The sequence below is a fragment of the Microbacterium sp. NPDC064942 genome (genome assembly GCF_049545525.1).
In the GTDB taxonomy this organism is placed as follows: Bacteria; Actinomycetota; Actinomycetes; order Actinomycetales; family Microbacteriaceae; genus Microbacterium; species Microbacterium gawkjiense.
In genome coordinates, this window is sequence record NZ_JBMWDR010000008.1 from 47,433 (window position 1) to 67,925 (window position 20,493).

18 protein-coding genes are annotated in these 20,493 nt (G+C 73.0%); 4 read left to right on the forward strand and 14 right to left on the reverse strand.

Annotation, left to right across the window (positions count from 1 at the left end):
• Nucleotides 1-219 precede the first annotated feature (219 nt).
• Nucleotides 220-1,653, reverse strand: a complete 1,434-nt coding sequence (locus ACPEH2_RS13055; protein WP_423718866.1) for a DUF222 domain-containing protein — start codon at nt 1,651-1,653, stop codon at nt 220-222.
• A gap of 262 nt (nt 1,654-1,915) precedes the next feature.
• On the opposite strand from ACPEH2_RS13055, the gene ACPEH2_RS13060 reads away from it, so the two are divergent.
• Complete coding sequence (locus tag ACPEH2_RS13060) at nt 1,916-2,746, forward strand: UbiA family prenyltransferase (protein ID WP_423718867.1); 831 nt, start codon at nt 1,916-1,918, stop codon at nt 2,744-2,746.
• Between the two features lie 59 nt (nt 2,747-2,805).
• Here the strand turns inward: ACPEH2_RS13060 and ACPEH2_RS13065 are convergent, their stop codons facing one another.
• From ACPEH2_RS13065 to ACPEH2_RS13090, 6 genes are all read right to left on the reverse strand, one after another.
• Nucleotides 2,806-3,927, reverse strand: coding sequence for an FAD-dependent oxidoreductase (locus ACPEH2_RS13065; protein WP_423718868.1), 1,122 nt, complete (start codon nt 3,925-3,927; stop codon nt 2,806-2,808).
• Nucleotides 3,920-4,612 (reverse strand): methyltransferase domain-containing protein, encoded by a 693-nt coding sequence (locus ACPEH2_RS13070; protein ID WP_423718869.1) that lies wholly within the window; start codon nt 4,610-4,612, stop codon nt 3,920-3,922. The genes ACPEH2_RS13065 and ACPEH2_RS13070 overlap by 8 nt, the downstream gene beginning before the upstream one ends.
• Nucleotides 4,609-5,727 carry a type III polyketide synthase gene (locus tag ACPEH2_RS13075; RefSeq protein ID WP_311861222.1) on the reverse strand — a complete coding sequence of 373 codons (1,119 nt, stop codon included), beginning with the start codon at nt 5,725-5,727 and terminating at the stop codon, nt 4,609-4,611. The genes ACPEH2_RS13070 and ACPEH2_RS13075 overlap by 4 nt, the downstream gene beginning before the upstream one ends.
• A 77-nt stretch (nt 5,728-5,804) precedes the next feature.
• Entirely contained in the window at nt 5,805-6,497 is a 693-nt protein-coding gene (locus ACPEH2_RS13080) for a hypothetical protein (protein ID WP_423718870.1), read from the reverse strand.
• Between the two features lie 61 nt (nt 6,498-6,558).
• On the reverse strand, nt 6,559-7,131 hold the full coding sequence (locus tag ACPEH2_RS13085; protein WP_359920420.1) for a nitroreductase family protein: 573 nt from the start codon (nt 7,129-7,131) through the stop codon (nt 6,559-6,561).
• 43 nt (nt 7,132-7,174) lie between these two features.
• On the reverse strand, nt 7,175-8,539 hold the full coding sequence (locus ACPEH2_RS13090; protein ID WP_423718871.1) for a glucose-6-phosphate dehydrogenase: 1,365 nt from the start codon (nt 8,537-8,539) through the stop codon (nt 7,175-7,177).
• Between the two features lie 79 nt (nt 8,540-8,618).
• Here ACPEH2_RS13090 and ACPEH2_RS13095 point away from each other — a divergent pair, with 79 nt between their 5' ends.
• Together ACPEH2_RS13095 and ACPEH2_RS13100 are read left to right on the forward strand one after the other, a co-directional pair.
• Nucleotides 8,619-10,418 (forward strand): glycoside hydrolase family 15 protein, encoded by a 1,800-nt coding sequence (locus ACPEH2_RS13095; RefSeq protein ID WP_423718872.1) that lies wholly within the window; start codon nt 8,619-8,621, stop codon nt 10,416-10,418.
• A gap of 84 nt (nt 10,419-10,502) precedes the next feature.
• Entirely contained in the window at nt 10,503-11,927 is a 1,425-nt protein-coding gene (locus ACPEH2_RS13100) for a serine/threonine-protein kinase (RefSeq protein WP_423718873.1), read from the forward strand.
• Between the two features lie 57 nt (nt 11,928-11,984).
• Here the strand turns inward: ACPEH2_RS13100 and ACPEH2_RS13105 are convergent, their stop codons facing one another.
• Together ACPEH2_RS13105 and ACPEH2_RS13110 are read right to left on the reverse strand one after the other, a co-directional pair.
• Nucleotides 11,985-13,070, reverse strand: coding sequence for an ABC transporter permease (locus ACPEH2_RS13105; protein ID WP_423718874.1), 1,086 nt, complete (start codon nt 13,068-13,070; stop codon nt 11,985-11,987).
• Nucleotides 13,067-13,951 carry an ABC transporter ATP-binding protein gene (locus ACPEH2_RS13110; RefSeq protein WP_217532133.1) on the reverse strand — a complete coding sequence of 295 codons (885 nt, stop codon included), beginning with the start codon at nt 13,949-13,951 and terminating at the stop codon, nt 13,067-13,069. The genes ACPEH2_RS13105 and ACPEH2_RS13110 overlap by 4 nt, the downstream gene beginning before the upstream one ends.
• Before the next feature lie 214 nt (nt 13,952-14,165).
• Between ACPEH2_RS13110 and ACPEH2_RS13115 the strand changes: the two genes are divergently transcribed.
• Nucleotides 14,166-14,735, forward strand: a complete 570-nt coding sequence (locus ACPEH2_RS13115; RefSeq protein WP_423718875.1) for an NADPH-dependent FMN reductase — start codon at nt 14,166-14,168, stop codon at nt 14,733-14,735.
• Between the two features lie 64 nt (nt 14,736-14,799).
• Here ACPEH2_RS13115 and ACPEH2_RS13120 read toward each other — a convergent pair whose 3' ends face one another.
• The 5 genes from ACPEH2_RS13120 to ACPEH2_RS13140 form a co-directional block, all read right to left on the reverse strand.
• Entirely contained in the window at nt 14,800-15,471 is a 672-nt protein-coding gene (locus tag ACPEH2_RS13120) for a response regulator (protein WP_423718876.1), read from the reverse strand.
• A complete protein-coding gene (locus ACPEH2_RS13125) occupies nt 15,468-16,727 on the reverse strand; it encodes a sensor histidine kinase (protein WP_423718877.1) in 1,260 nt (419 codons plus the stop codon). Before ACPEH2_RS13125 ends, ACPEH2_RS13120 begins: the two co-directional genes overlap by 4 nt.
• 64 nt (nt 16,728-16,791) lie before the next feature.
• Nucleotides 16,792-18,192: an FGGY family carbohydrate kinase gene (locus tag ACPEH2_RS13130; RefSeq protein ID WP_217532139.1), complete on the reverse strand. Its 1,401-nt coding sequence runs from the start codon at nt 18,190-18,192 to the stop codon at nt 16,792-16,794.
• Nucleotides 18,189-19,670, reverse strand: a complete 1,482-nt coding sequence (locus tag ACPEH2_RS13135; RefSeq protein WP_423718878.1) for an FAD-binding oxidoreductase — start codon at nt 19,668-19,670, stop codon at nt 18,189-18,191. Before ACPEH2_RS13135 ends, ACPEH2_RS13130 begins: the two co-directional genes overlap by 4 nt.
• Nucleotides 19,671-19,712: 42 nt before the next feature.
• The gene (locus ACPEH2_RS13140; RefSeq protein ID WP_217532141.1) at nt 19,713-20,489 is read right to left on the reverse strand and encodes an SDR family oxidoreductase; all 777 of its coding nucleotides are present in this window, start codon (nt 20,487-20,489) and stop codon (nt 19,713-19,715) included.
• Between the last annotated feature and the right edge of the window lie 4 nt (nt 20,490-20,493).

Genomic DNA, 20,493 nt, shown 5'->3' on the forward strand with positions numbered 1-20,493 from the left:
GGGCTGACGCGGTGGCGGGCTGTGGCGGTGGTCGGCTGAGGGCTGTGGCGGGCTGAGGGCTCAGAGCGGCGGCTAACGGGTGAGGGCGCTCCGACGTGCACCCCGTGCGCGGCGCGCCATCCGCGCGCAACGCGCTCCAGGTGGGGGTGAGCGGCCAGGCGTGCGTCCGACCCTTCTGGGGCGATGCGTGCAGCGCGGCGCGCAGGGCGCCCTCTTGTTTCAGAAGGGTGCGGGTTCCGCTGGTGCGGTCGGCGGCGGTGGCGGTGGCGGTGGCGGTGCGGCAGGGGTGAAGGCGACGGCCGGGGTGGGTGCGTCTTCGCGATAGGTCCTGCCGAGGGGGGAAGTCCATTCCAGGACGCCACCCTTCAGTTGTCGCACTCTCCACGCCGTGAACTGCTTCATCGAATGGTGCCGTTGGCACAGATGGGCGAGGTTCGAGAGTTCGGTTCGTCCGCCGAGCGCGTGATCGTGCGTGTGATCGACTTCGCAGCGGATGGCGGCGACGCGGCATCCGGGGAACCGGCAGTGCTGGTCACGGGCTTGCAGGAACCTGCGCATCCCGGAGGGGACACGGTACGAATCGGTCGAGACGGTGACCCCGGTGGCCGGGTCGTGGAACAGCCGCTCCCAGATGCGGGTGCTGCCGGCGAGCGTGCGCGCCGTGGCGGGGTCGATGGGGGAGCGCCCGGCGAGGTCGATCGGTCCGTCGTCCTCGCCGGTGAGTGTCGCGGCGGGGATGAGGATCTGCACACGCGCGCGGATCGCGCCGAGCGGACCGGCGGTGGTGTCGCGGGTGTCGTCGAGCACCGGTGTCCCGGCGAGGAGGAGGTCGGCGAACAGGTCCGCGCGGACCTGATCGGTGGAGCGGTTGTCCGTGGCGACGATTGCGGCAGCGTCCTCGCTGTCGGCGCTGCCGTGGCCATCGCCGACGTCCGCGCGCGTCGCGGCAGCTTCCCCGAACGCGGCACCCGCTCCGCCATGCGCGGCGGCGCGCTCGTCGCGGGTGTCGATGATCGCGCGCGCCTGCTGCGTCAGCCGGTCGTGGATGCCCTCCGCAACCACCGTCGGCAACGTCGCGATCACGTCGGACATCCCGTCTCGTCCGGGCACGATCCGGACGCACCGCCCAGCAGCGGCCTCCTCGTGTCGTTCCGCGAACGAGCGCGGGTGCATCCGGTGCGCGAGGATCTCGAGCTCGCCTCGCACCCGGTTGGGAGTGTCCCGTTCGCACCGGGTGATCGCGGCCTGCTCGAACTCGGTCCACATCTCCGGCGGCAGGCTCGTCCCGGTCTCGAGAATCGCGATCGCGTGGCCCCGCACAATGCGGCCTTGCTCCCACGCCTCGACCGTCGCGGGGAACCCTTCGATCAGGGTCCGTGCTTCGCCGATCCGGCGTTGCACGGTCCGATCGGTGACCCGCATGACTCCGCCGACCTCCGCCGCGATCGACCGCAACGCCATGTCGTGCACCTGCACGCGGGCGTTGCGCTGCGCGATCTGCGCTTCGGCCAGACGGCCCGCCGCAGCGAGCATACGCAGCTCGTCGATCTGCGCTGCGGCGATCCGTCGAGCCGCGGAGTCGACGCCAGCGACGACCCCCGCCAGAGCAGCGAGATAGTCCTCGCCATCGGGGGTTTCCGCCGCATCCGTCATACCTGCACTCTGCCACCGGCCACCGACATCCACCCCGGAAAAACGGGCCCAGAACACACGTTGTGCACACCCCAGGGATGAGAGTCCTCTCATCCTCGCGGCGGCGCGTCCTCCGTGACCGAGGTCAATGCGCCGTGCCCCGCAGCTCGTGCGGTTGGTTGTGGCATCCGCCCGACCGTGGGGGACGATCATCCTCCGAGCCCGCGCCTCGCGCTCCACTGCCGGAGGTCCGCCGCACAGATTCGGCGTGAAAGGATCGAGCATGCGAACCGCGCGGGCCCTGTGGGGCGCCACCCACCCCGGGCCGTCGCTCGTGGTGACCGCGCTCTCGCTGGCCCTCGGCCTCGCCGCCGGGCTCGAGCCGTGGCGCCTCGTCGTTCTCGTCGTCGCGGTGTTCGCGGGGCAGGTGTCGGTCGGCCTGTCGAACGATGCGATCGACCTGTTCCGCGATGCCACGGTGGGCCGCTCCGACAAGCCGCTCGTCCGCGGCGACACCCGCGTGCGCACCGCGTGGATCGCGGCGTTCGCCTCGCTGGGTGTCGCGATCGTGCTCTCCGCCGTCCTCGGCTGGGGGATGCTGCTCGCCCACGTCGTCGCGCTCGTCTCGGCGTGGAGCTACAACGCCGGGCTCAAGGCGACCACCGCGTCGCTCGCGCCGTTCCTCGTGAGCTTCGGCATTTTCCCGTCTCTCGCCACCCTTTCGGTACCCGACCCGCAGCCCGCGGCGCTCTGGGCGACCTTCGCGGGAGCGGTGCTCGGCGCCGCCGTGCACCTGACGAACGTCCTCCCCGACCTGGACGATGACCGCCGCACCGGGGTGCGCGGACTGCCGCATCGGCTCGGAGCTGCGGCATCCGTCGTCCTCGCCGTCGCCGGCATCGTCCTCGCCGCGGTCGCGGTGCTCGTGGGCAGCCTCGCCGAGGGCGCACCGGCGGCCGCGATGATCCCGTTCGCCGTCGTCGTCGCGATCATCGCGGGTGCGGTGCTGCTCCGGATGCGGCGCCGCGGCCCCGACCGCACCGGATTCCGGCTCGTGATGGCCGCCGCGCTGGTCCTCGCCGCGCAACTCGTGGTGGGCTCGAGCCTGTCCTGACCCCGGGGCGGGGGTTGCGGGGACCCAAGATGTCGCGAAGCGGCCGCGCGGCCGACCCCTCAGCGGCTCGCGCGGTCGAGGCCCATCGCGTAGGCGTGCGGGACGAGCCCGCCGGTCGCGGCGAGCACCGAACCCAGCACGCGCGAGCGCAGCGCGTGCACCGCGCCCGAGACGGGTCGGCCGAGTGCCATGTTGACTGCGGCGAGGCGGCCGGCGACCCGTGCGGAGCGGACGCGGGCACGCTCCCACTCCGCGAGGTCGACCTCGGGCGCCGACCCCGACCGGATCCAGGCTGCGAGCAGGGGAGCGAGGGTCGCGGCATCCAGCAGTCCGAGGTTCATGCCCTGGCCGCCGATCGGACTGACCTCGTGCGCCGCGTCGCCGATCACGAACACGCGGTCCCGACGCATCGCGGGCGCGAGCACCCGCCGCACCCCGAACTCCGTCGCCTCGGTCACCGCCTCGGCAGCCTCCGCCTCGCCCCGCTCGCGCATAGCCCGGCGCAACCGATCCGCCCGCGACGCGGCACTCCCGCCGGCGTCCCACGCGACGAAGCGACGCCGTCCGCCGGGCAGCGGGAACGACTCGAGCACGCCGCCGGGGGCCAGGTGCACCACGGCGGTCTCGGCGTCGGCGCGGGGCGGCACGGCGGCATCCGTCATCAGATACCGATCGGCGTATGCAGTCCGCCGCAGCGCTCCCGGACGGTAGACGAGGTCGCGCGAACCGACTCCCCCCGCGACCACCACGATCGGCGCGATCCGGTCTCCGCGGTCGGTCTTGACCCGCACCCGTGCGCCGTCGGGCGCGACCCGCGTCACCGTCGTGCCCCTCTCGGGCTCGGGCGCGTCGCCCCGCAGCGCGCGTTCGGTCTCGGCCTGGGGCAGGGTCGCGACGTACGGATGCCGCACATCCAGGCTCCCGAAGTCGACCACCCCGATCGCGCGTCCGTCGCTGCGCGCCTCGCCTCGGCGCACCCGCACGGCGCTGCTCAACAGGCGCTCGGTCGCCCCGCCGGCCTCCAGCGCCGCGAGGACGGGAGCGTGCACCCCGATCGCGCGCGAACCGCCGCCCGCCGCCTCGCGCCGCTCGACGATCGCGACCTCGACGCCGAACCGCGTCAGCTCGGCCGCCAGCAGCGTGCCGACGGGACCCGCCCCGACGACGAGGACCTCAGCCATCGCCGTCCGCCACCGCGAGCAGCCGGAACGGCGCCGGCGACGCGACGCGCCACGGCGCCCCGAGCGCCGCGGCGAGCTCGTCCGCGCGATAGCTCCGCCGGATCGAGCGCAGTCCGTCGGTCCGCAGGAACGTCCCCCGCTCCAGCGCCGTGATGCCTATGCCGTAGAGCGCATACGCCAGTGCGCCGCGCTCGATGTCGGCGTGCAGCACCGCCCCGGTCGCGAGCGCGCGCGTGTCGGCGGCGAAGCCGGCGAGCTCCGCATCGCTCAGGTGGTGCAGCACGTGGTTCGACAGCACCAGGTCGAACCGCTCGCTGGCTGCGCGGAGACCGGCGGCATCCGTCGCGGCGAACGACACCCGCGCGCTCTCGCGCTCCCGCGCCACCTCGAGCGCCCGCGGGTCGGGGTCGATCCCGAGCCACTGCACGTCGAGCCCGTCGCGCACGGCCCACGCCGCGAGGCGCGCGAGCACGTCGCCGCCGCCGCTGCCCACGTCGAGCACCCGCGCCGGACGACCCAGCCGCTGCAGCCGGGGGCGGATGCCGCGCCGCCAAACCCGGCCCCACCCGCCGATCGCGCGGTTCACGAGGTCGAACCTCCGCAGCGTCTCGGCCAGCATCACCGGATCGCAGTCCGGATCGTCCATCAGCTCGCGGAGGGCGGTGTCGCGCACGGCGAGGTTCACGCGGCCCCCGTCCGGAACGTCAGCCGCGCGGCTTCGAGGGTGAGCCCGGGCCCGAAGGCGAGCGTCGCCACGCGGTCGCCGTCGTCGAGGCCTGCGGCCAGGAGCGCGCCGAGGATGAAGAGGATCGTCGCGCTCGACATGTTGCCGTAGTCGCGCAGCACGTCGCGCGACACCGTCAGGGCGTCGGCGGGCAGCTCGAGCCCGGCCTCGACCCGGTCGAGCACGCTGCGCCCGCCGGGGTGCACCGCCCACGTGTCGACGCCGTCGTCGCCGAGGAACGTCTCCACCGCGCCGCGGATCTCGCGCCCGATGATGCGCGGCACCTCGGCCGACAGCACCATCTCGAAGCCGGTGTCGCCGATCGTCCAGGCCATGTCCTTCTCGCCCTCGTCGGTGAGCACCGTCGCGAACCGGTCGAGCTCGAACGACGCCCCCGTCGCGCGCGACGGGTCGGCGCTCACGACCGCCGCCGCCGCCCCGTCGGCGAACACCGATGCCGCGACGATCTCGTCGTGGTCGGCCGGTGTCCGCACGTGCAACGAGCACAGCTCGGCGCAGACGACGAGGACCACGGCGGTCGGGTCGGCCGCGCACGTCTGAGCCGCCGTCCGCAACGCCGGCACCGCCGCCGCGCACCCCATGAACCCGAGGTGCGCGCGGGCGACCGTGGTCGGCAGCTCCAGGTCGCGCACGAGGCGGTAGTCGGGACCGGGCGCGAACATGCCCGTGCACGAGACCGTGACGACGTGGGTCACCTCGGCCGCGGTGACGGATGCCGCGGCGAGCGCCTTCCGCGCCGCCTCGGCGAACAGCGGGGGTGCGAGCCGGATGTAGGCGTCGTTGCGGGCGCCGGTGGAGGGGGCGAGCAACGAACCGGCGTCGGTGACCGTCGGCATCCGCTCGTCACCGGCGGGCGCGGAGGCCGCGGCAGCTGCGGCCAGGTCGTCGAGCACGGTGTGCCGGGTCTCGATCGCCGAGGCATCGAACGCGGCGCCGATGAGCCGCCGCGTGAGCCGGTCGGCACCCGGCTGCCCCGCGAACAGATCGCGCACCTGATCCTGTCGGAGACGGGCCTCGGGCACGGCGGTGCCGATGGACAGGATGCGGGTGGTCATGCCTCACCGTAACCGGCGCGCGATCGGTCGAGGCTGCGGGTTGACCATGACCCGGTCGTGTGTGAACCGGCGAAGGATCACCTGCTGCCGACCCACACCTCCACGCCCGCTCCCGTGAGGGTGAAGTTCAGGGCGGTGCCGAGCGGGTAGGCGACGCGCGCCGCGTCGGGACTCTGCTCGCTGACGACCGCCGTCACCGCGACGGGGAACGGCGCCGAGCCGCACACCGACAGGCTGTCGTCGGCGGCCTCGGCGGGGCTCACGACACTGAGGCACTCGACGTCGGGACGGTCGACGTTGCCGGCCGTGAACGCGAACACCGAGTAACCGCGGAAGTCGCTGTACCGCCGCACGGCCGACGAGTCCTCGGGCGCACTGCCGCCGTCGATGACGGCGAGGGTCGCGACGCGCTCCGCGCCGGGGTAGCGCGGGGTGTCCTCGGTGACCGCCCGCCTGATCGCGACCGTCGCCGTCACGAGCGCGGCCGCCGCGACGACCGCGCCGGCCGCGACGAGCCACCGCGGCGCACGCCGGCGGGATCGCTCCTGCGGCGGCGCCTCCGCGGCGGCGCGCTCGGAAGCGGCGGGCGCAGCAGGAGCGACCTCGTCCCCAGCCCCGGTGTCGTCGCCCGCGGGCGCGTCGCGCCGCGCGGCGCGGGTCTCGAGCTCCCGCAGGCGCGCCAGGGCGGCGGCATCCTCTGCGATGTCGGGGGTGCGCCCGTAGGCGCGCTCGCGCAGTCGGGCGAGCTCGGCGGCCTCGTCGTCGTCCATCGGGATCACTCAACCAACACATCGACGGGATGCGGGCCGAATCGGCCTTCGCCGCGCCGGATCAGTCGTCGACGAGCAGCGAGTCGGCGACCGGACGCCGCTCCCGCGGGGCGTTCTCGCGCGCCTGCAGTTCCTCGGATGCCGCGTCGAGGTCGCCCACCGGTCCGACGGCCATGACGGTCAGGGCACGCTGCGTGTCGCTGAGGCCGAACGATTCGGCGATCCGGTCGGCGTGGAAGCCGCCCATCTGGTGCGTCCCGAGGTCGTTCGCATGCGCCTGCACGGTGAAGTGCGCCGCGGCCTGGCCGACGTCGTACGCGGCCCAGCGCAGCGCCTTGCCGTCCTGCTCGGTCGTCGCGACGAACACGACGAGCGCGGCCGCGTCGGCCGCCCACGAGCGGTTGAACCCCATCAGGCTGTCGACGACGGCGGCGTGGGATGCCGACCCCCGCCGCGCGACGATGAACCGCCACGGCTGCGTGTTCGACGCCGACGGCGACCAGCGCGCCGCCTCGAGTGCGGACCGCAGGGCCTGCTCGTCGATCGGGGCGGACGCGTCGAAGATGCGGGTGCTCCAGCGCTCGCTGAGCACGTCGAGGAGGGGGGCGTCGGTCGTGGCGGTGCGGTTCGGCATCAGTCCATTCCATCACCGCCTCCCTGGGTGCGGGGTCGATGCGTCAGGACGTCGGCCAGTCGGCCGGGCCCGCCGTGCCCGCGGCGTACTCGTCCATCGGCACGCGGCCGTCCCGCCACGCATCGATGACCGGCTGCACGATGTGCCAGCAGTCGACGGCGGCGTCCCCGCGCACCGAGAGCATCGCGTCGCCGTCGAGGATGCCCGAGAGCACCTCGGCGTACGCCTTCAGCGACCCCTCGCCCAGGTGGGCCTCGAGGGTCGTCCGCTCGAGCTCGAGCGGGTCGGCCTCGCCGTTGACGTTCAGTCCGAGCGAGATCGAGTCGGGTCCGAGCGAGAAGCTGAGGACGGTGGGGCCGGGGTCGCCCGTGAAGCCGCGCGGCAGGTGCCGCACCGGGTGGAAGCGCACCTCGACTTTCGCCTCGGCGTGCCCCAGGCCCTTGCCCGAGCGCAGCGTGATCGGCACGCCCTGCCAGCGGGCGTTGCGCACCTCGACGGTCATCTCCGCGAGGGTCTCGGTGCCGCGCGCCGGGTCGACGCCCGGCTCGTCGACGTACGACGGGAACTCGCGTCCGTCCACGGTGCCCGCCGTGTACCGCGCCCGTCGCGACGAGGCGACGGGGTCGTCGCCCCAGACGGCCGTCGCGCGGAGTGCCGCGCCCGTCGCGTCGCGGAGGTCGCGCTCGTCGAGGGATGCCGGGGGCTCCATCGTCACGAACGCCATCACCTGCAGCAGGTGGCTCTGGATCATGTCGGTCAGCGCGCCGGCCTTGTCGTAGTAGCCCGCACGGCCTTCGAGACCCAGCGGCTCGTCGAACTGCACGAGGATCGACGCGATGTGGTCGGCCGACCACGCCGGTTCGATGAGCCGGTTCGCGAAGCGCACCCCGAGCAGGTTGAGGACCGTCGAGCGGCCGAGGAAGTGGTCGACGCGGAAGACCTGGCTCTCGGGGACGAGGTCGGCGAGGGTCGCGTTGAGGCGTTCGGCGCTGGCGGCATCCGACCCGAAGGGCTTCTCGAGCGCGAGGATCGTGCCCTCGGGGATCGTGACCGACCGCAGGGCCTCGCACGCCTTCGCGGCGACGGCGGGAGGCACGGCGAAGTAGAGCGCGGGGCGGCCCTCGGCGGCATCCAGCAGCGTCTGCAGCTGAGCCGGGTCGGTGATGTCGGCCTGCGTGTAGGTCGTGTCGGAGAGCCGGTCGAAGGCGGACTCCGCATCGGTCGCGGCGAACGCCTTTCGGACCGTCTCGCGCCAGGCGTCGTCGGTCCACTCGTCGACGCCGGCGCCCGCGAGGCGCACGCTGCGGTCGGGCTCGCGCGCGAGCAGCTGCCCGAGCGCGGGCAGGAGCAGTCGCGAGGTGAGGTCGCCGGAGGCGCCGAGGATGAGCAGGGTCGTGTCGGCCGTCATGCGCGTCACCCTAGCCCCGCGGTGCGCGCGAACCGGAGTCGGGTGCCGGCTCTTGCCCCGACCGTGCGCAAGGGCGACAATGACGACGATGCCTGCCCCGATCGAGTCCTACGCCCTGCTCAGCAACTGTCGGACGGCGGCCCTGGTGTCGGATGCCGGCAGCATCGACTGGCTCTGCCTCCCCCGCTACGACGCGGCGTCGATCTTCGGTGCGCTGCTCGGCGACGAGGAGCACGGCCGGTGGAGCCTGCGGCCCGCCGATGCCGAGGCCACCGCCGCGCGGCGCTACGACGGCGACACGTTCGTGCTCGTCACGCGCTGGACGACGTCCACCGGCGTCGCCGACGTCATCGAGTTCCTGCCGATCGACGAGGACGTCGTCGTGCGGCGGGTGGTCGGCGTCGAGGGGACGGTCGCCTTCGAGAGCGAGTTGCGCCTGCGGTTCGACTACGCGCGGGCGCTGCCATGGGTGCGGCAGATCGGCGACGACGACGCGGCGGCCGTGCTGCTCGCGATCGCGGGGCCCGACGCCGTCGTGGTCCGCGGTCCGCGGCTGCGCCCCGACGGGACGACCCACCGCGGATCGTTCACGGCCCGGCCGGGGACGACGGTCGACTCGGTGCTCGCGTGGGACCGGTCGTACCACCCGCATCCCGTCGCGTGCGACGTCGACGCCGCCCTCGACGCGACCCGCCGGTGGTGGACCGAGTGGGCGTCCCGCATCGAGGGCCACGGACGCTGGGCCGACCACGTGATGCGGTCGATGCTCGTGCTGCGCGCCCTCACCCACCCCGACACGGGCGGCATCGTCGCGGCGGCGACGACGTCCCTCCCCGAGGACCCGGGCGGGTCGCGCAACTGGGACTACCGCTTCGTGTGGCTGCGCGACGCCGCGCTCACGCTCGAGGCCTACCTCGCCCACGGCTACACGGCCGCGGCCGAGCGTTGGCGCGGATGGTTGCTGCGGGCGGTCGCCGGCGACCCGGCCGACGTGCAGATCATGTACGGCCTCGGCGGCGAGCGCGACTTGCCCGAGCGCGAGCTGACGAGCCTGCCGGGTTACCGGGGCTCGGCGCCGGTGCGGATCGGCAACGGCGCGGTCGACCAGTACCAGGGCGACGTGATCGGCGAGGTGCTCGTCGCCCTCGAGGCGGCGCGCCTGGCGGGAGTCGCCGAGACGCCGTCGTCGTGGTCGCTGCAGCGTGCGCTGCTGGCGCAGGTCGTCGAGTGGGTCGACCGTCCCGACCACGGCATCTGGGAGATGCGCGGCGACCTGCACCACTTCACCCACTCGCGCGCCATGGTGTGGGCCGCGCTCGACCGCGGCGTCCGCGCGGTGCGCGAGCACGGACTCGAGGGCGATGCCGACGTCTGGGAGCGACTGCGCGACCGCGTGCGCGCCGAGATCGATGCGACCGGAGTGGATGCCGCGGGCGGCCACTTCACGCAGCACGACACCACCGACGAGGTCGACGCCTCGCTGCTGCTCCTGCCGCTCGTCGGGTTCTGCGCGGCCGACGACCCGCGGATGCTCGCCACCGTCGCCCGCATCGAGCGCGACCTCCTGCGGGACGGCCTCGTCATGCGGTACCGGACCGCCGCCGGCACCGACGGACTGCCCGGCGACGAGCATCCCTTCCTCGCCTGCTCGTTCTGGCTCGTCGAGCAGTACGCGGCGACCGGCCGCATCGACGACGCGACGCGCCTCATGGACCGCCTGTGCGCCGTCGCCAACGACGTCGGCCTGCTCTCGGAGGAGTACGACCCCGCCACCGGACACCACATCGGCAACACCCCGCAGGCGCTCTCGCATCTCGCCCTCGTCGGCGCGGCCGACGCGCTCGCCGGCCACGTCGGCCGCGCGGCGCACCGGACGTAGCCGCTCCGTCAAGGGACTGCGGGGGAGTGGATGCCGGGGGTAGCGTCGTAGACGGGACCGCTGACCCGGGCGGAGGAGGAGACGATGACGGACGTACCCGAGCCGCTCGTCGGCGACACTCTGGCGGATCGTTACCGGCTGATCGCGCAGGTCGGTCAGGGCGGCATGGCGCGGGTCTTCCGCGCGGACGACACCGCGCTCGGGCGGACGGTCGCCGTCAAGGTGCTGCGCCCCGGCGTCGAGGGGGTCGCCGGAGCGCCTGAGCGCGCCCGGAGCGAGGTGACCCTCCTCGCCTCGCTCAACCACCCGTCGCTCGTGACCCTCTTCGACGCGCACCTGACCGGATCGCCCGAATACCTCGTGATGGAGTTCGTCGACGGGCCGACCCTCAGCTCCCGGATCGCCGAGGGGCCGCTGCCCCCAGCCGAGGTCGCCGCGCTCGCCGCGGAGCTCGGCGAAGCCCTCCACGTCGTGCACGCGTCGGGGGTCGTGCACCGCGACATGAAGCCGTCGAACGTGCTGCTCGCCCCGCCGCACCTGCCGGGCGGGCGGCCCCGCGCGAAGCTCGCCGACTTCGGCATCGCCCTGCTCCTCGACAGCGCCCGGCTGACGACGCCCGGCACGATCATCGGGACGGCCGCCTATCTCGCCCCCGAGCAGGTGCAGGGCGGCGATCCGGCTCCGCCCGCCGACGTGTACGCGCTCGGCCTGGTGCTGCTCGAAGCCCTCACCGGCGAGCGCGCGTACCCGCACACCGACGGGGTCGGCGCCGCCCTGGCCCGCCTCACCACGCCGCCGACGATCCCCGACGCGCTCGGCCCCGCCTGGACGTCGCTGCTGTCGCGCATGACCGCCACCCGCCCTGAGGAGCGTCCGACCGCGCTCGCGGTCGTCGAGGCTGCCGAGCGGCTGCGCACCGCGCCGGTCGACGGTGCGCCCCCGCTGCCGCCGGTGCGCGCGGCGGTGGCCGCCGGCATCCCGATCGCGGCGACGACCCCCGCCGACGCGCCGGCGACGCAGGCGGAGCCTCGCGACGACGACGCCCCGACCGTGCTCGAGCCGGCGGCCACCCGCACGGCGGGCGATGCCCCGACGCGCCGCTATCCGACGGCGGCGACGGTGGCCTTCGGCTCGGCGCCGGCTCCGGCATCCACCGCGGCGGACTCACGTCGCCGGTCCCGCCGTCCGCTCGTCATCGGGCTCGCCGTCGCGGTCGTCGCCCTGCTCGCCGGGGCCAGCATCTGGGCGGCGTCGCTCTTCGGCGGACAGCAGTCCGGAACGACCGACCCCGCGCAGACCGAGCCGACGCCCGCCCGGACGGCGGAGGTGACGCCGACCGCCACCCCGACGCCCACGGTCTCGACGGTCGACGACTCGGGCACCGATGACCCCCCTGCCGACGACAAGGGCGGCGGCAAACCCGACAAGCAGGACAAGCCCGACAAGCAGGACAAGCCCGACAAACCCGGCAAGGACAAGCCCGGCAAGGGCGGCCCCGGACGCGGCTGAACCGCCCCGCCGCGGGTGCGGACGGAGCGGTTCAGCGGATGCCGCGGTGCGGCAGGATCAGCGCGACAGGGCCTCGCGCAGCTTGACGCGCGCCCCCATGCGCAGGAGCGAGTTCTCGTAGATCTTCGCGCCGAGGAGGATCGCCCCGATGCACGCGGCGAGCATGACGGCCAGCGCGAGCAGGGGCTCCCACCACTGCGCCTCGCCGACGAAGATGCGCACCGGCATCCCCACCGGGGCCGAGAACGGCACGTACGACATGATCGTCAGCACGACGGGGTTGTCGTTGAAGAAGATGACGAGGAAGTACGGCGCCATCACGATGTAGGTGAGCGGCGTGATCGTCGGTCCGATGTCCTCCTGTCGCGAGACCATCGCGCCCGCCGCGGCGAACAGCGCGGCCAGCAGGACGAACCCGAAGAGAAAGAACACCGCGAACCACGCGATCGGACCGCCGAGACCCGCGATGAGGAAGTCCTGACCGGTCACCGTCAGGCCGATGATCGCGACCGCGGCGATACCGACGATCTGCCCCATCGCGAGCACCGTGTTGCCGAGCACCTTCCCGGCCAGGAGCGCGCGGGTCGGGATCGCCGAGATGAGCAGCTCGACCACGCGGGTCTGCTTCTCCTCGACGACGCTCGTCGCGATGGTCGTGCCGAAGGTGAGCGCCGCGGCGAAGAAGACGCCGCCGAACGCGATCGCGATGATGTAGCGCAGGAACCCGTCGGTGCTCGCGGGTTCGAGGATCTCGACCTCGGGCGCGATGCTCAGCTGCTGCAGCAGGCTGTTGGAGACCTGTTCGTCGAACACCACGGTGTAGCCGAGTGGCTCGGCGCCGCCCGGGATGACGGCGGCGTCGACCTCGCCGTCGCGGACGAGTTCGCGTGCCTCGTCGGCGGTCGCGGCATCCGTCACGTCGAAGGCGTCGGGGTCGGTGAGGGCCGAGGCGGTCTCGGAGGTGACCGCGATCGGCGTACGGTTGTCGCTCTGCGCCGTGAAGCCGGCCCAGAGGACCGCGGCCAGCACGATCACGAACATGACGACGGTCGAGATGATGAACGACTTCGAGCGCAGCTTCGAGCCGATCTCCCGCTCGGTGACGAGCCAGACGCTCTGGCCGAAGGACGGTGACGTGTTCACTGGATGACCTCCGTGAAGATCTGGGCGAGGGTGGGGCGGCGGGGGGCGAAGCTCGTCACGGCGCCGTGGGTGACGGCGCGCTGCAGGACGCGCTGGACGGTCTCGTCCGAGTCGGCCTCGAACACCGCGTATCCGCCGTCGAAGTCGACGACCTCGACGCCCGGCTCGTCGCGCAGCCAGCCGGCGTCGGTGGCCGAGACGAGTTCGAAGCGCCGCGAGGCGTGCTCGGCGCGCAGGCCGTCGCGGGTGCCGGCCGCGCGGATCGTGCCGCCGGCGATGATGACGAGGTCGTCGCACAGGCGCTCGACGACGTCGAGCTGGTGCGACGAGAAGAGCACCGAGACGCCCTGCGCGGCGCGGGTCTGCAGCACCTCGGCCACGACGTCGACCGCGAGCGGGTCGAGGCCCGAGAACGGCTCGTCGAGGATGAGCACCTCGGGGTCGTGCACGAGCGCCGCGGCGATCTGGGCGCGCTGCTGGTTGCCGAGCGAGAGCGTCTCGACGTTGTCGTCCAGGCGCTCCCCGAGCCCCAGCTCCTGCAGGAGCGCCGTCGCGCGGGTCGTGGCATCCGCCTTCGAGAACCCGTGCAGACGGGCGAGATAGACGATGTGCTCGAGCACCTTCATCTTCGGGTACAGGCCGCGCTCCTCGGGCATGTACCCGAAGCGGCGGCGGTCGGCGGTCGTGACGGGCGCGCCGTTCAGCGTGACCTCGCCGCTGTCGCGGCCCAGCACGCCGAGCATGATGCGCATCGTGGTGGTCTTGCCGGCGCCGTTGCCGCCGACGAACCCGGTCAGGCGGCCGGGGGCGACATCGAACGCGACGTCGTCGAGCACCCGCCGCGAGCCGTAGCTCTTGGTGATCCCGCGTAGCTGCAGCATCCGTTCCTCCTGTGATCCTGGGCCACCGGCGGTGGCACGTGTCCCACGTTAGGAAGATCGGATGCCGGGGGCCTCCCCCCGGCGGGTGATCCGGGATCCCCGCCGCGAGGGGGGAGCGTGACGTCTTATTGCATTCACGGGAATAGGGATGCCGGGGGTCCCGTTGGACTCCTCGGTGCCGAACGGCATCCGTTTCGACTCTTTTGGAGGACCCATGACGAACCGCACCATCGGCTACATCGTCGGCAGCATCTCGTCGACGTCGATCAACCGCCGCCTCGCCAAGGCGCTCGAGCGCCTCGCACCCGAGGGCACCACGTTGGTCGAGATCCCGATCAAGGACCTGCCGTTCTACTCGGTCGACCACGACGCGGACTTCCCGCAGGTCGCCGTCGACTTCAAGCAGGCGATCGCGGACGTCGATGGCGTCATCATCGTGACCCCCGAGTACAGCCGCTCGATCCCGGGCGTGCTGAAGAACGCGCTCGACTGGGCCGCCCGCCCCTACGGCCAGAACGCGTTCAACCTCAAGCCCACCGCCGTCATCGGCACCTCGGGCAGCGGCATCGGCACCGCCGCCGCGCAGCAGCACCTGAAGGCGATCCTCAGCCACTTCAACGCCCCCACGCTCGGCCAGCCCGAGGGCTACGTGCAGAGCACGCCCGGCCTGTTCGGCGAGGACGGCGAGGTCACCAGCGACGAGACCGCCGGCTTCCTGACCGGCTACCTCGAGGCGTTCGGCGACCTGATCGACCGCTACGCCAAGGTTCCCGCGGGCGTCTGACCCGCGTCACGGCTGGAACGGCCCCGCCCCGACTCGGGCGGGGCCGTTCCGCGTGCGGGGCGGCTCAGCCCAGGCCGTGCCGGTAGGCCCAGACCACGGCGGCGACGCGGTCGCGGGCGCCGAGCTTCTGCAGCACGTTCGACACGTGCGTCTTGACCGTCGCCTCGCCGATGTAGAGCTCCTGGGCGATCTCGCCGTTGCTCATCGCACGCGCGAGCAGGCGCAGCACCTCGGCCTCGCGTTCGGTGAGCTCCACCGGCAGGGTGGGCGCGGCATCCGTCGTCCGGGGGAGGGATGCCGCCGGTGCCGACTCCGCCTGCGCGAACCGCTCGATCACCCGACGCGTGACCGACGGCGCGAGCAGCGCATCACCCGAGTGCGCGACGCGCACGGCGTTCGTGAGCTCCTCGGGGCCGGCGTTCTTGAGCAGGAACCCGCTCGCCCCCGCCGACAGCGCCTGGAACAGGTAGTCGTCGCGGTCGAAGGTCGTCACGATGACGACGGATGCCGCGACCTCGGCATCCGCCACGATGCGCCGCGTCGCCTCGAGGCCGTCCATGTCGGGCATCTGCACGTCCATGCAGATCACGTCGGGGCGCAGGTCGCGCGCGGCCGCGACGGCGGCGCGGCCGTCGCCCGCCTCGCCGACGACCTCGATGTCGCCCGCGGCCTCGAGGATCATGCGGAACCCGGTGCGCATGACGGCGTGGTCGTCGACCAGCAGCACGCGGATCATGCCGGCACCGCCTGCGTCAGCGGCATGCGCGCCCGAACGAGGAAGCCGCCCCGGTCGCGGGCGCGCGCCTCGAGCGTTCCTCCGGAGGAAGCGGCGCGTTCGCGCATCCCGACCAGGCCGAGGCCCGCGCGTCCGGAGATCGGCGCGCGTCCGGTGTTCGAGACCTCGAGTTCGACGTTGTCGTCGGCGTAGCGCAGGCGCACGTCGGCCGTCGCGCCGGGGCCGCCGTGACGGCGGGCGTTCGTCAGCGCCTCCTGCGCGATCCGGTACAGGTTCACCTGCACGAGGTCGGAGGTCGGCACCGCGTCGCCGACGACCGACAGCGTCGTCGGCAGGCCGTTCTCGTTCGCGTGGGCGACGAGCGTCGGCAGGGCGTCGAGGCGCAGCGTCGACCCGCCGAGCGCGTCGGTGTCGGATGCGTCGGTGTCGGGCGTGCGCAGCGTCTCGAGCAGCTGGCGCAGTTCGGTCAGCGCCTCACGCGCAGAGGACTCGATGCCGGTGAGCGCGGTGCGCGCGGCATCCGGGTTCTGCTCGAACACCGTCCGCGCGGCACCCGCCTGCACCCCCATCGCCGAGACGTGGTGGGCGACGACGTCGTGCAGCTCGCGCGCGATGCGCACGCGGTCGAGGGCGACGGCCTGTGCCGCCGTCCGTTCGCGCTCGCGTTCGAGCTCGGCGGTGCGCTGCTCGAGCGCCGCGCGCTCCATCGCACCCGTGTAGGCGCGCTCGCCGAACAGGTAGGCGCCGCCGAAGAAGGCCACGTTGACGAGGAACTGGATCAGAGCGAACGCCGCGAAGGGCGAGAACGGCCCCTGCTGCGAGAGTCCGTCGTCGGAGGCCGCCGACTGGAACATCGTGATGAGCAGCCACACGAACATCGCGACGATCAGCAGGATGCGGACGAGCGCCGCACGGCGCCGGTCGGCGACCCAGGCGCCCACCGTGTACATCGCGATGAACAGCGACACGTTGCCGACGTACACCTCGGGGATGCCCGCCGACATGCCCACGAAGAAGGCCGCGGACACGACGACCAGCACCGTGCCGGGGAACCGACGTCGCAGGGCGAGGGGGACCGTGATCGCCGCGGCGTAGAGCAGCCCCCAGTGCAGGGCTGGGCCGTTGCCGCCGTAGATGTTCGAGACCGTTCCGAGGGCGGTGCTGATCAGGCCGGCGACCAGCATCCCGGCGGCGAGCCAGGCGTCGTGACGCCGTTCGGCGGGGGTGACGGCGCGGCGGAGCGTCGAGTCGGACATGCCTTCCACGCTAGAGGGGCGGATGCGGCGCGGCATCCGTCCTGCGGGGGAGCGGCGAGGCGGGTTACTCGTCGGCGAAGAGCGAGCGGATGCGGGGCAGCACCCGCTCGTACCGGGCGACGACCGGCTCGTACGCTCGCTGCAGCTGCGCGTCCACCGGAACGACGACGCCCGGCGCGACCATCGCGGCCATCGCCGCCGCCCACGACTCGTGCAGTCCCGTGCCGACCGCGGCGGCGATGGCCGCGCCCATGCCGGCGGCGTCGGCGACTGCTGGCCGCCGCACCGGCACGCCGTAGACCGCCGCGAGGATGCGGAGCATGAGCGGGGATGCGCTCCCTCCGCCTGTCACGACGAGGCTGCGAAGGTCCCGCCCCAGCGCCAGGCGGGCGCGGCGATCCGCCTGAGCGGTCTCGATCGCGAGCGCCTCGAGGATCGCGCGGTGGATGTGGAAGCGGCCCTGCGTGCCGTCGAACCCGACCAGCGCCCCCCGCCGCCACGGCTCGTCCGAGGTGGCCAGCCAGTCGAGCGCGACGACGAGTCCGCCGGCGCCCGGGGGCAGGTCTGCGGCTCCGGCGTCGAGATCCGTCTCGGTGTAGCCGCCGCCGGTCGACGACACGAGGTCGCGGAACCAGCTGACGGTCCACATGCCGCGGCGGACGCCGTGGCTCTCGTGTAGGAAGCGACCCGGTTCGGCGGCGAAGTTCGTCCAGAAGTCGGGATCGTCGAGCACCCGGCTCCCCGGCGTCATGGTCGCCACGTAGGTCCCGAGCGACAGCACCGCCTCGTCCTCGCCCTGCAGCCCCGCCCCGAGCGCCTCGACGGCCTTGTCGTTGGACGTGGCGACGACGGGCAGGCCCTCGGGAAGACCGAGCAGCGCCGCCGCGCGGGCGGTCAACGATCCGAGGGTCTCCCCGGGAGGGACGAGGTCGAACAGCCGGGAGCGGCGCAGCCCGGTGCGAGCGAACTCGGCGTCGTCGTCGCTCCAGTCCCACCGCGGGGTGTCGATCGGCCACATCCCCTGCACGTTGCCGGCGGCGTCGCGACGGCGGCCCGTGAGTCGGTGCCCGAGGTAGCCCGAGGACGTCGTCACGAAGGCCGCATCTTCCGTCTCCGCCTCGTAGGGACGCGAGAGCCGCTCGTCCATCCAGCTCATGACCGGCTGTGCGAGCGTGCCGTCGGCGCGCAGGACCGCACGGCAGAAGCGGATCGTGCACAGCCCGATGCCCCGGATCGCGGCGGGGTCGCCGTCGAAGTCCGCCATCGCCAGCCGGACGGCGCCCACGATCGAATCCCAGAGGTCGTCGTCCGGGTGCTCCCAGCGTCCGGGCGCCGGTGAGGCGTACGGGCGCAGCGGCACCCGGGCGCGGGCGTGCACGACGCCGCGCCCGTCGACGATCAGGACCTTGGTGCTCTGCGAACCGTTGTCGATCGCGACGACGAACCCCGCCGCGGGGTCGCTCACGCGGTCACCGCCTCGCTCTCCTCGACGGGGAAGATGGTGCCGCGGTTCATGATCCCGCGGGGATCCAGCCCGTCCTTCAGCGTCTGCAGCAGCACGAACGCGCTGCCGTGCTCCTCGCGGGTCCAGGGCGTGCGGTACTTGCCGATGCCGTGGTGGTGGACCATCGAGCCCCCGAGCCGCAGGGCCTCCTCGACGACGATCGCGTTGAGGGGCTCGTGGTACTCGGTGATCTCCTCGCGCGGCGCGCAGGTGATGTTGTAGTCGTAGACGAAGTAGAGGTTCGTGCCGGTCTGGTAGCTGTGCGAGGAGTGCGCGCCCAGCATCGTCAGATCGGCGGCGCGCGGGAACTCCGTGCGCGCGCGCCGCATGACCGACTCGAACAGCTCCGCCACGCCCGACCAGTCGATCGAGACCTCGGTGGTGTACCCGAGGTGCGAGCGTTCGAGCATCTCGCGCTTCTCGGCGTCGATCTTGTCCTGGCCCCAGTTGAGGTTGTCGAACCACGACTTGATGAGGGCGGAGTCGACCTTCTCGTGGGGGATGTCGGTGAAGATCGACTCGACGCCCGCCGCCGTGGCCTCGGCGATGCCCGCCGGACCCTCGGCCACGACGACGACGACGGCCTTTCCGTCGGCGAAGTGCGAGAAGTGCTGTGCGGCATCCTCCTCGGAGTAGGCCCGGGCCACCGACGGCCGGTACCCGGCGACGATGACCTCGCGCAGACCCGCCACGCCGGCGGGGAGCGAGTCGACCAGGTAGCCGAGGAAGCGGTCGTTCTCGGGCTGATAGGTGAAGACCTTGACGGTGACCTCGGTGATGACCGCCAGGGCGCCCTCGTTGCCGATCAGGATGTGGCGGATGTCGGGCCCGGCGGCGCGGCGGGGCACGTTCTTGATGCGGACGACCTCGCCCCCGGGCAGCACGGCCTCGAGACCGACGACCATGTCCTCGATCCCGCCGTACAGAGTCGAGAACTGCCCGATCGAGCGGGTCGCGACGAGCCCGCCCATCTGCGCGAGCGGCTTGGACTGCGGCGAGTGCCCGGTCGTCAGGCCCTGCGCGCGCAGGGTGTCCTCGAGCACCTGCAGGGGCACGCCGCACTGCGCCGTGACCATCATGTCGACCGGGTCGATCTCGACGATCGCGTCCATGCGCGAGCCGTCGAGCACGATGGTGTCCTCGACGATCGTCTCGAGCCCGCCCTCGGTCGCGGTGCGTCCGGTGCGCGGCACGACGTTGACGACGTTCTCGTTGGCGAAGGCGAGGACGGCGGCCACGTCGGCGGTGGAGCGCGCGTAGACGATCGCGGCGGGGATCGGTCCGTCGAAGATCCCGTGCACGGACGTGTACTTCTTGAAGCGGTCGACGCTCGCCTCGCGCAGCTCCTGCGCATCGGTCTCGACCTGCTCGGGGCCGAGGAGCTCCTGCAGAGCGGCGATGATCTCACCGCGCGAGAGCGCGGATCGTGAAGCAACCATGGGAGAATGGATCCTGTTCGTTGGGGTGGTGGGGTTGCGCGTTCAGCGCACGAGGTATCCGCCGTCGACGGACAGCACGTGCCCGTTGACGAAGTCCGAGGCCGCGCTGGCGAGGAACACCGTCGCGCCCATGAGGTCGGCGACGTCGCCCCATCGCCCTGCGGGGGTGTGGTCGACGATGCGCTGGTTGGCGTCGGGGTCGGCGCGGCGCGGCGCGGTGATCGGGGTCGCGAAGTATCCGGGAGCGATCGCGTTGACCTGGATGCCGTGCCCCCCGAGCTCGTCGGCGTAGGCCTTCGTCAGCCCGGCGATGCCGTGCTTCGTGGCGGCGTACGCCGGCGAGCCCAGTCCGCCCAGGAACGAGAACAGTGACGCGATGTTGATGATCTTCCCGGAGCCCTGCGGGATCATCCGCCGAGCGGCCTCGTGCGACATCTCGAACGCCGCCGTGAGGTTCACGGCCACCATCGGGTCCCACAGCGACCGGTCGAACTCGGTGACCTCGGCCGTGCGGCTGATGCCGGCCGAGTTGACGACCACGTCGAGGCCGCCGAGCTCGTCGACGCATCCGTCCACGATGCGCGCCGGGGCGCCCTCGCCGGTCACGTCGATGCGCACCTCGCGGTAGCCGGCCCCGGTCGCTTCGACCATCGCGGCCGTCTCGCCGCCGTCGTCGAAGAGGGTGGGCACGAACACGTCCGCACCCGCCGTGGCGAGGGCGAGCGTGAACGCCTGACCGAGTCCGGTGTTGCCTCCGGTGACGATCGCGCGTCGGCCACGCAGCGAGAAGTGGTCGAGGGAGAAGTCGGTGATGTGCACGGGG

Bases quoted from the DNA above. Each gene is read 5' to 3' on its own strand.
- ACPEH2_RS13055 (WP_423718866.1), bottom strand. From the start codon at position 1,653: ATGACGGATGCGGCGGAAACCCCCGATGGCGAGGACTATCTCGCTGCT.
- ACPEH2_RS13060 (WP_423718867.1), top strand. From the start codon at position 1,916: ATGCGAACCGCGCGGGCCCTGTGGGGCGCCACCCACCCCGGGCCGTCG.
- ACPEH2_RS13065 (WP_423718868.1), bottom strand. From the start codon at position 3,927: ATGGCTGAGGTCCTCGTCGTCGGGGCGGGTCCCGTCGGCACGCTGCTG.
- ACPEH2_RS13075 (WP_311861222.1), bottom strand. From the start codon at position 5,727: ATGACCACCCGCATCCTGTCCATCGGCACCGCCGTGCCCGAGGCCCGT.
- ACPEH2_RS13080 (WP_423718870.1), bottom strand. From the start codon at position 6,497: ATGGACGACGACGAGGCCGCCGAGCTCGCCCGACTGCGCGAGCGCGCC.
- ACPEH2_RS13085 (WP_359920420.1), bottom strand. From the start codon at position 7,131: ATGCCGAACCGCACCGCCACGACCGACGCCCCCCTCCTCGACGTGCTC.
- ACPEH2_RS13090 (WP_423718871.1), bottom strand. From the start codon at position 8,539: ATGACGGCCGACACGACCCTGCTCATCCTCGGCGCCTCCGGCGACCTC.
- ACPEH2_RS13095 (WP_423718872.1), top strand. From the start codon at position 8,619: ATGACGACGATGCCTGCCCCGATCGAGTCCTACGCCCTGCTCAGCAAC.
- ACPEH2_RS13100 (WP_423718873.1), top strand. From the start codon at position 10,503: ATGACGGACGTACCCGAGCCGCTCGTCGGCGACACTCTGGCGGATCGT.
- ACPEH2_RS13110 (WP_217532133.1), bottom strand. From the start codon at position 13,951: ATGCTGCAGCTACGCGGGATCACCAAGAGCTACGGCTCGCGGCGGGTG.
- ACPEH2_RS13115 (WP_423718875.1), top strand. From the start codon at position 14,166: ATGACGAACCGCACCATCGGCTACATCGTCGGCAGCATCTCGTCGACG.
- ACPEH2_RS13120 (WP_423718876.1), bottom strand. From the start codon at position 15,471: ATGATCCGCGTGCTGCTGGTCGACGACCACGCCGTCATGCGCACCGGG.
- ACPEH2_RS13125 (WP_423718877.1), bottom strand. From the start codon at position 16,727: ATGTCCGACTCGACGCTCCGCCGCGCCGTCACCCCCGCCGAACGGCGT.
- ACPEH2_RS13135 (WP_423718878.1), bottom strand. From the start codon at position 19,670: ATGGTTGCTTCACGATCCGCGCTCTCGCGCGGTGAGATCATCGCCGCT.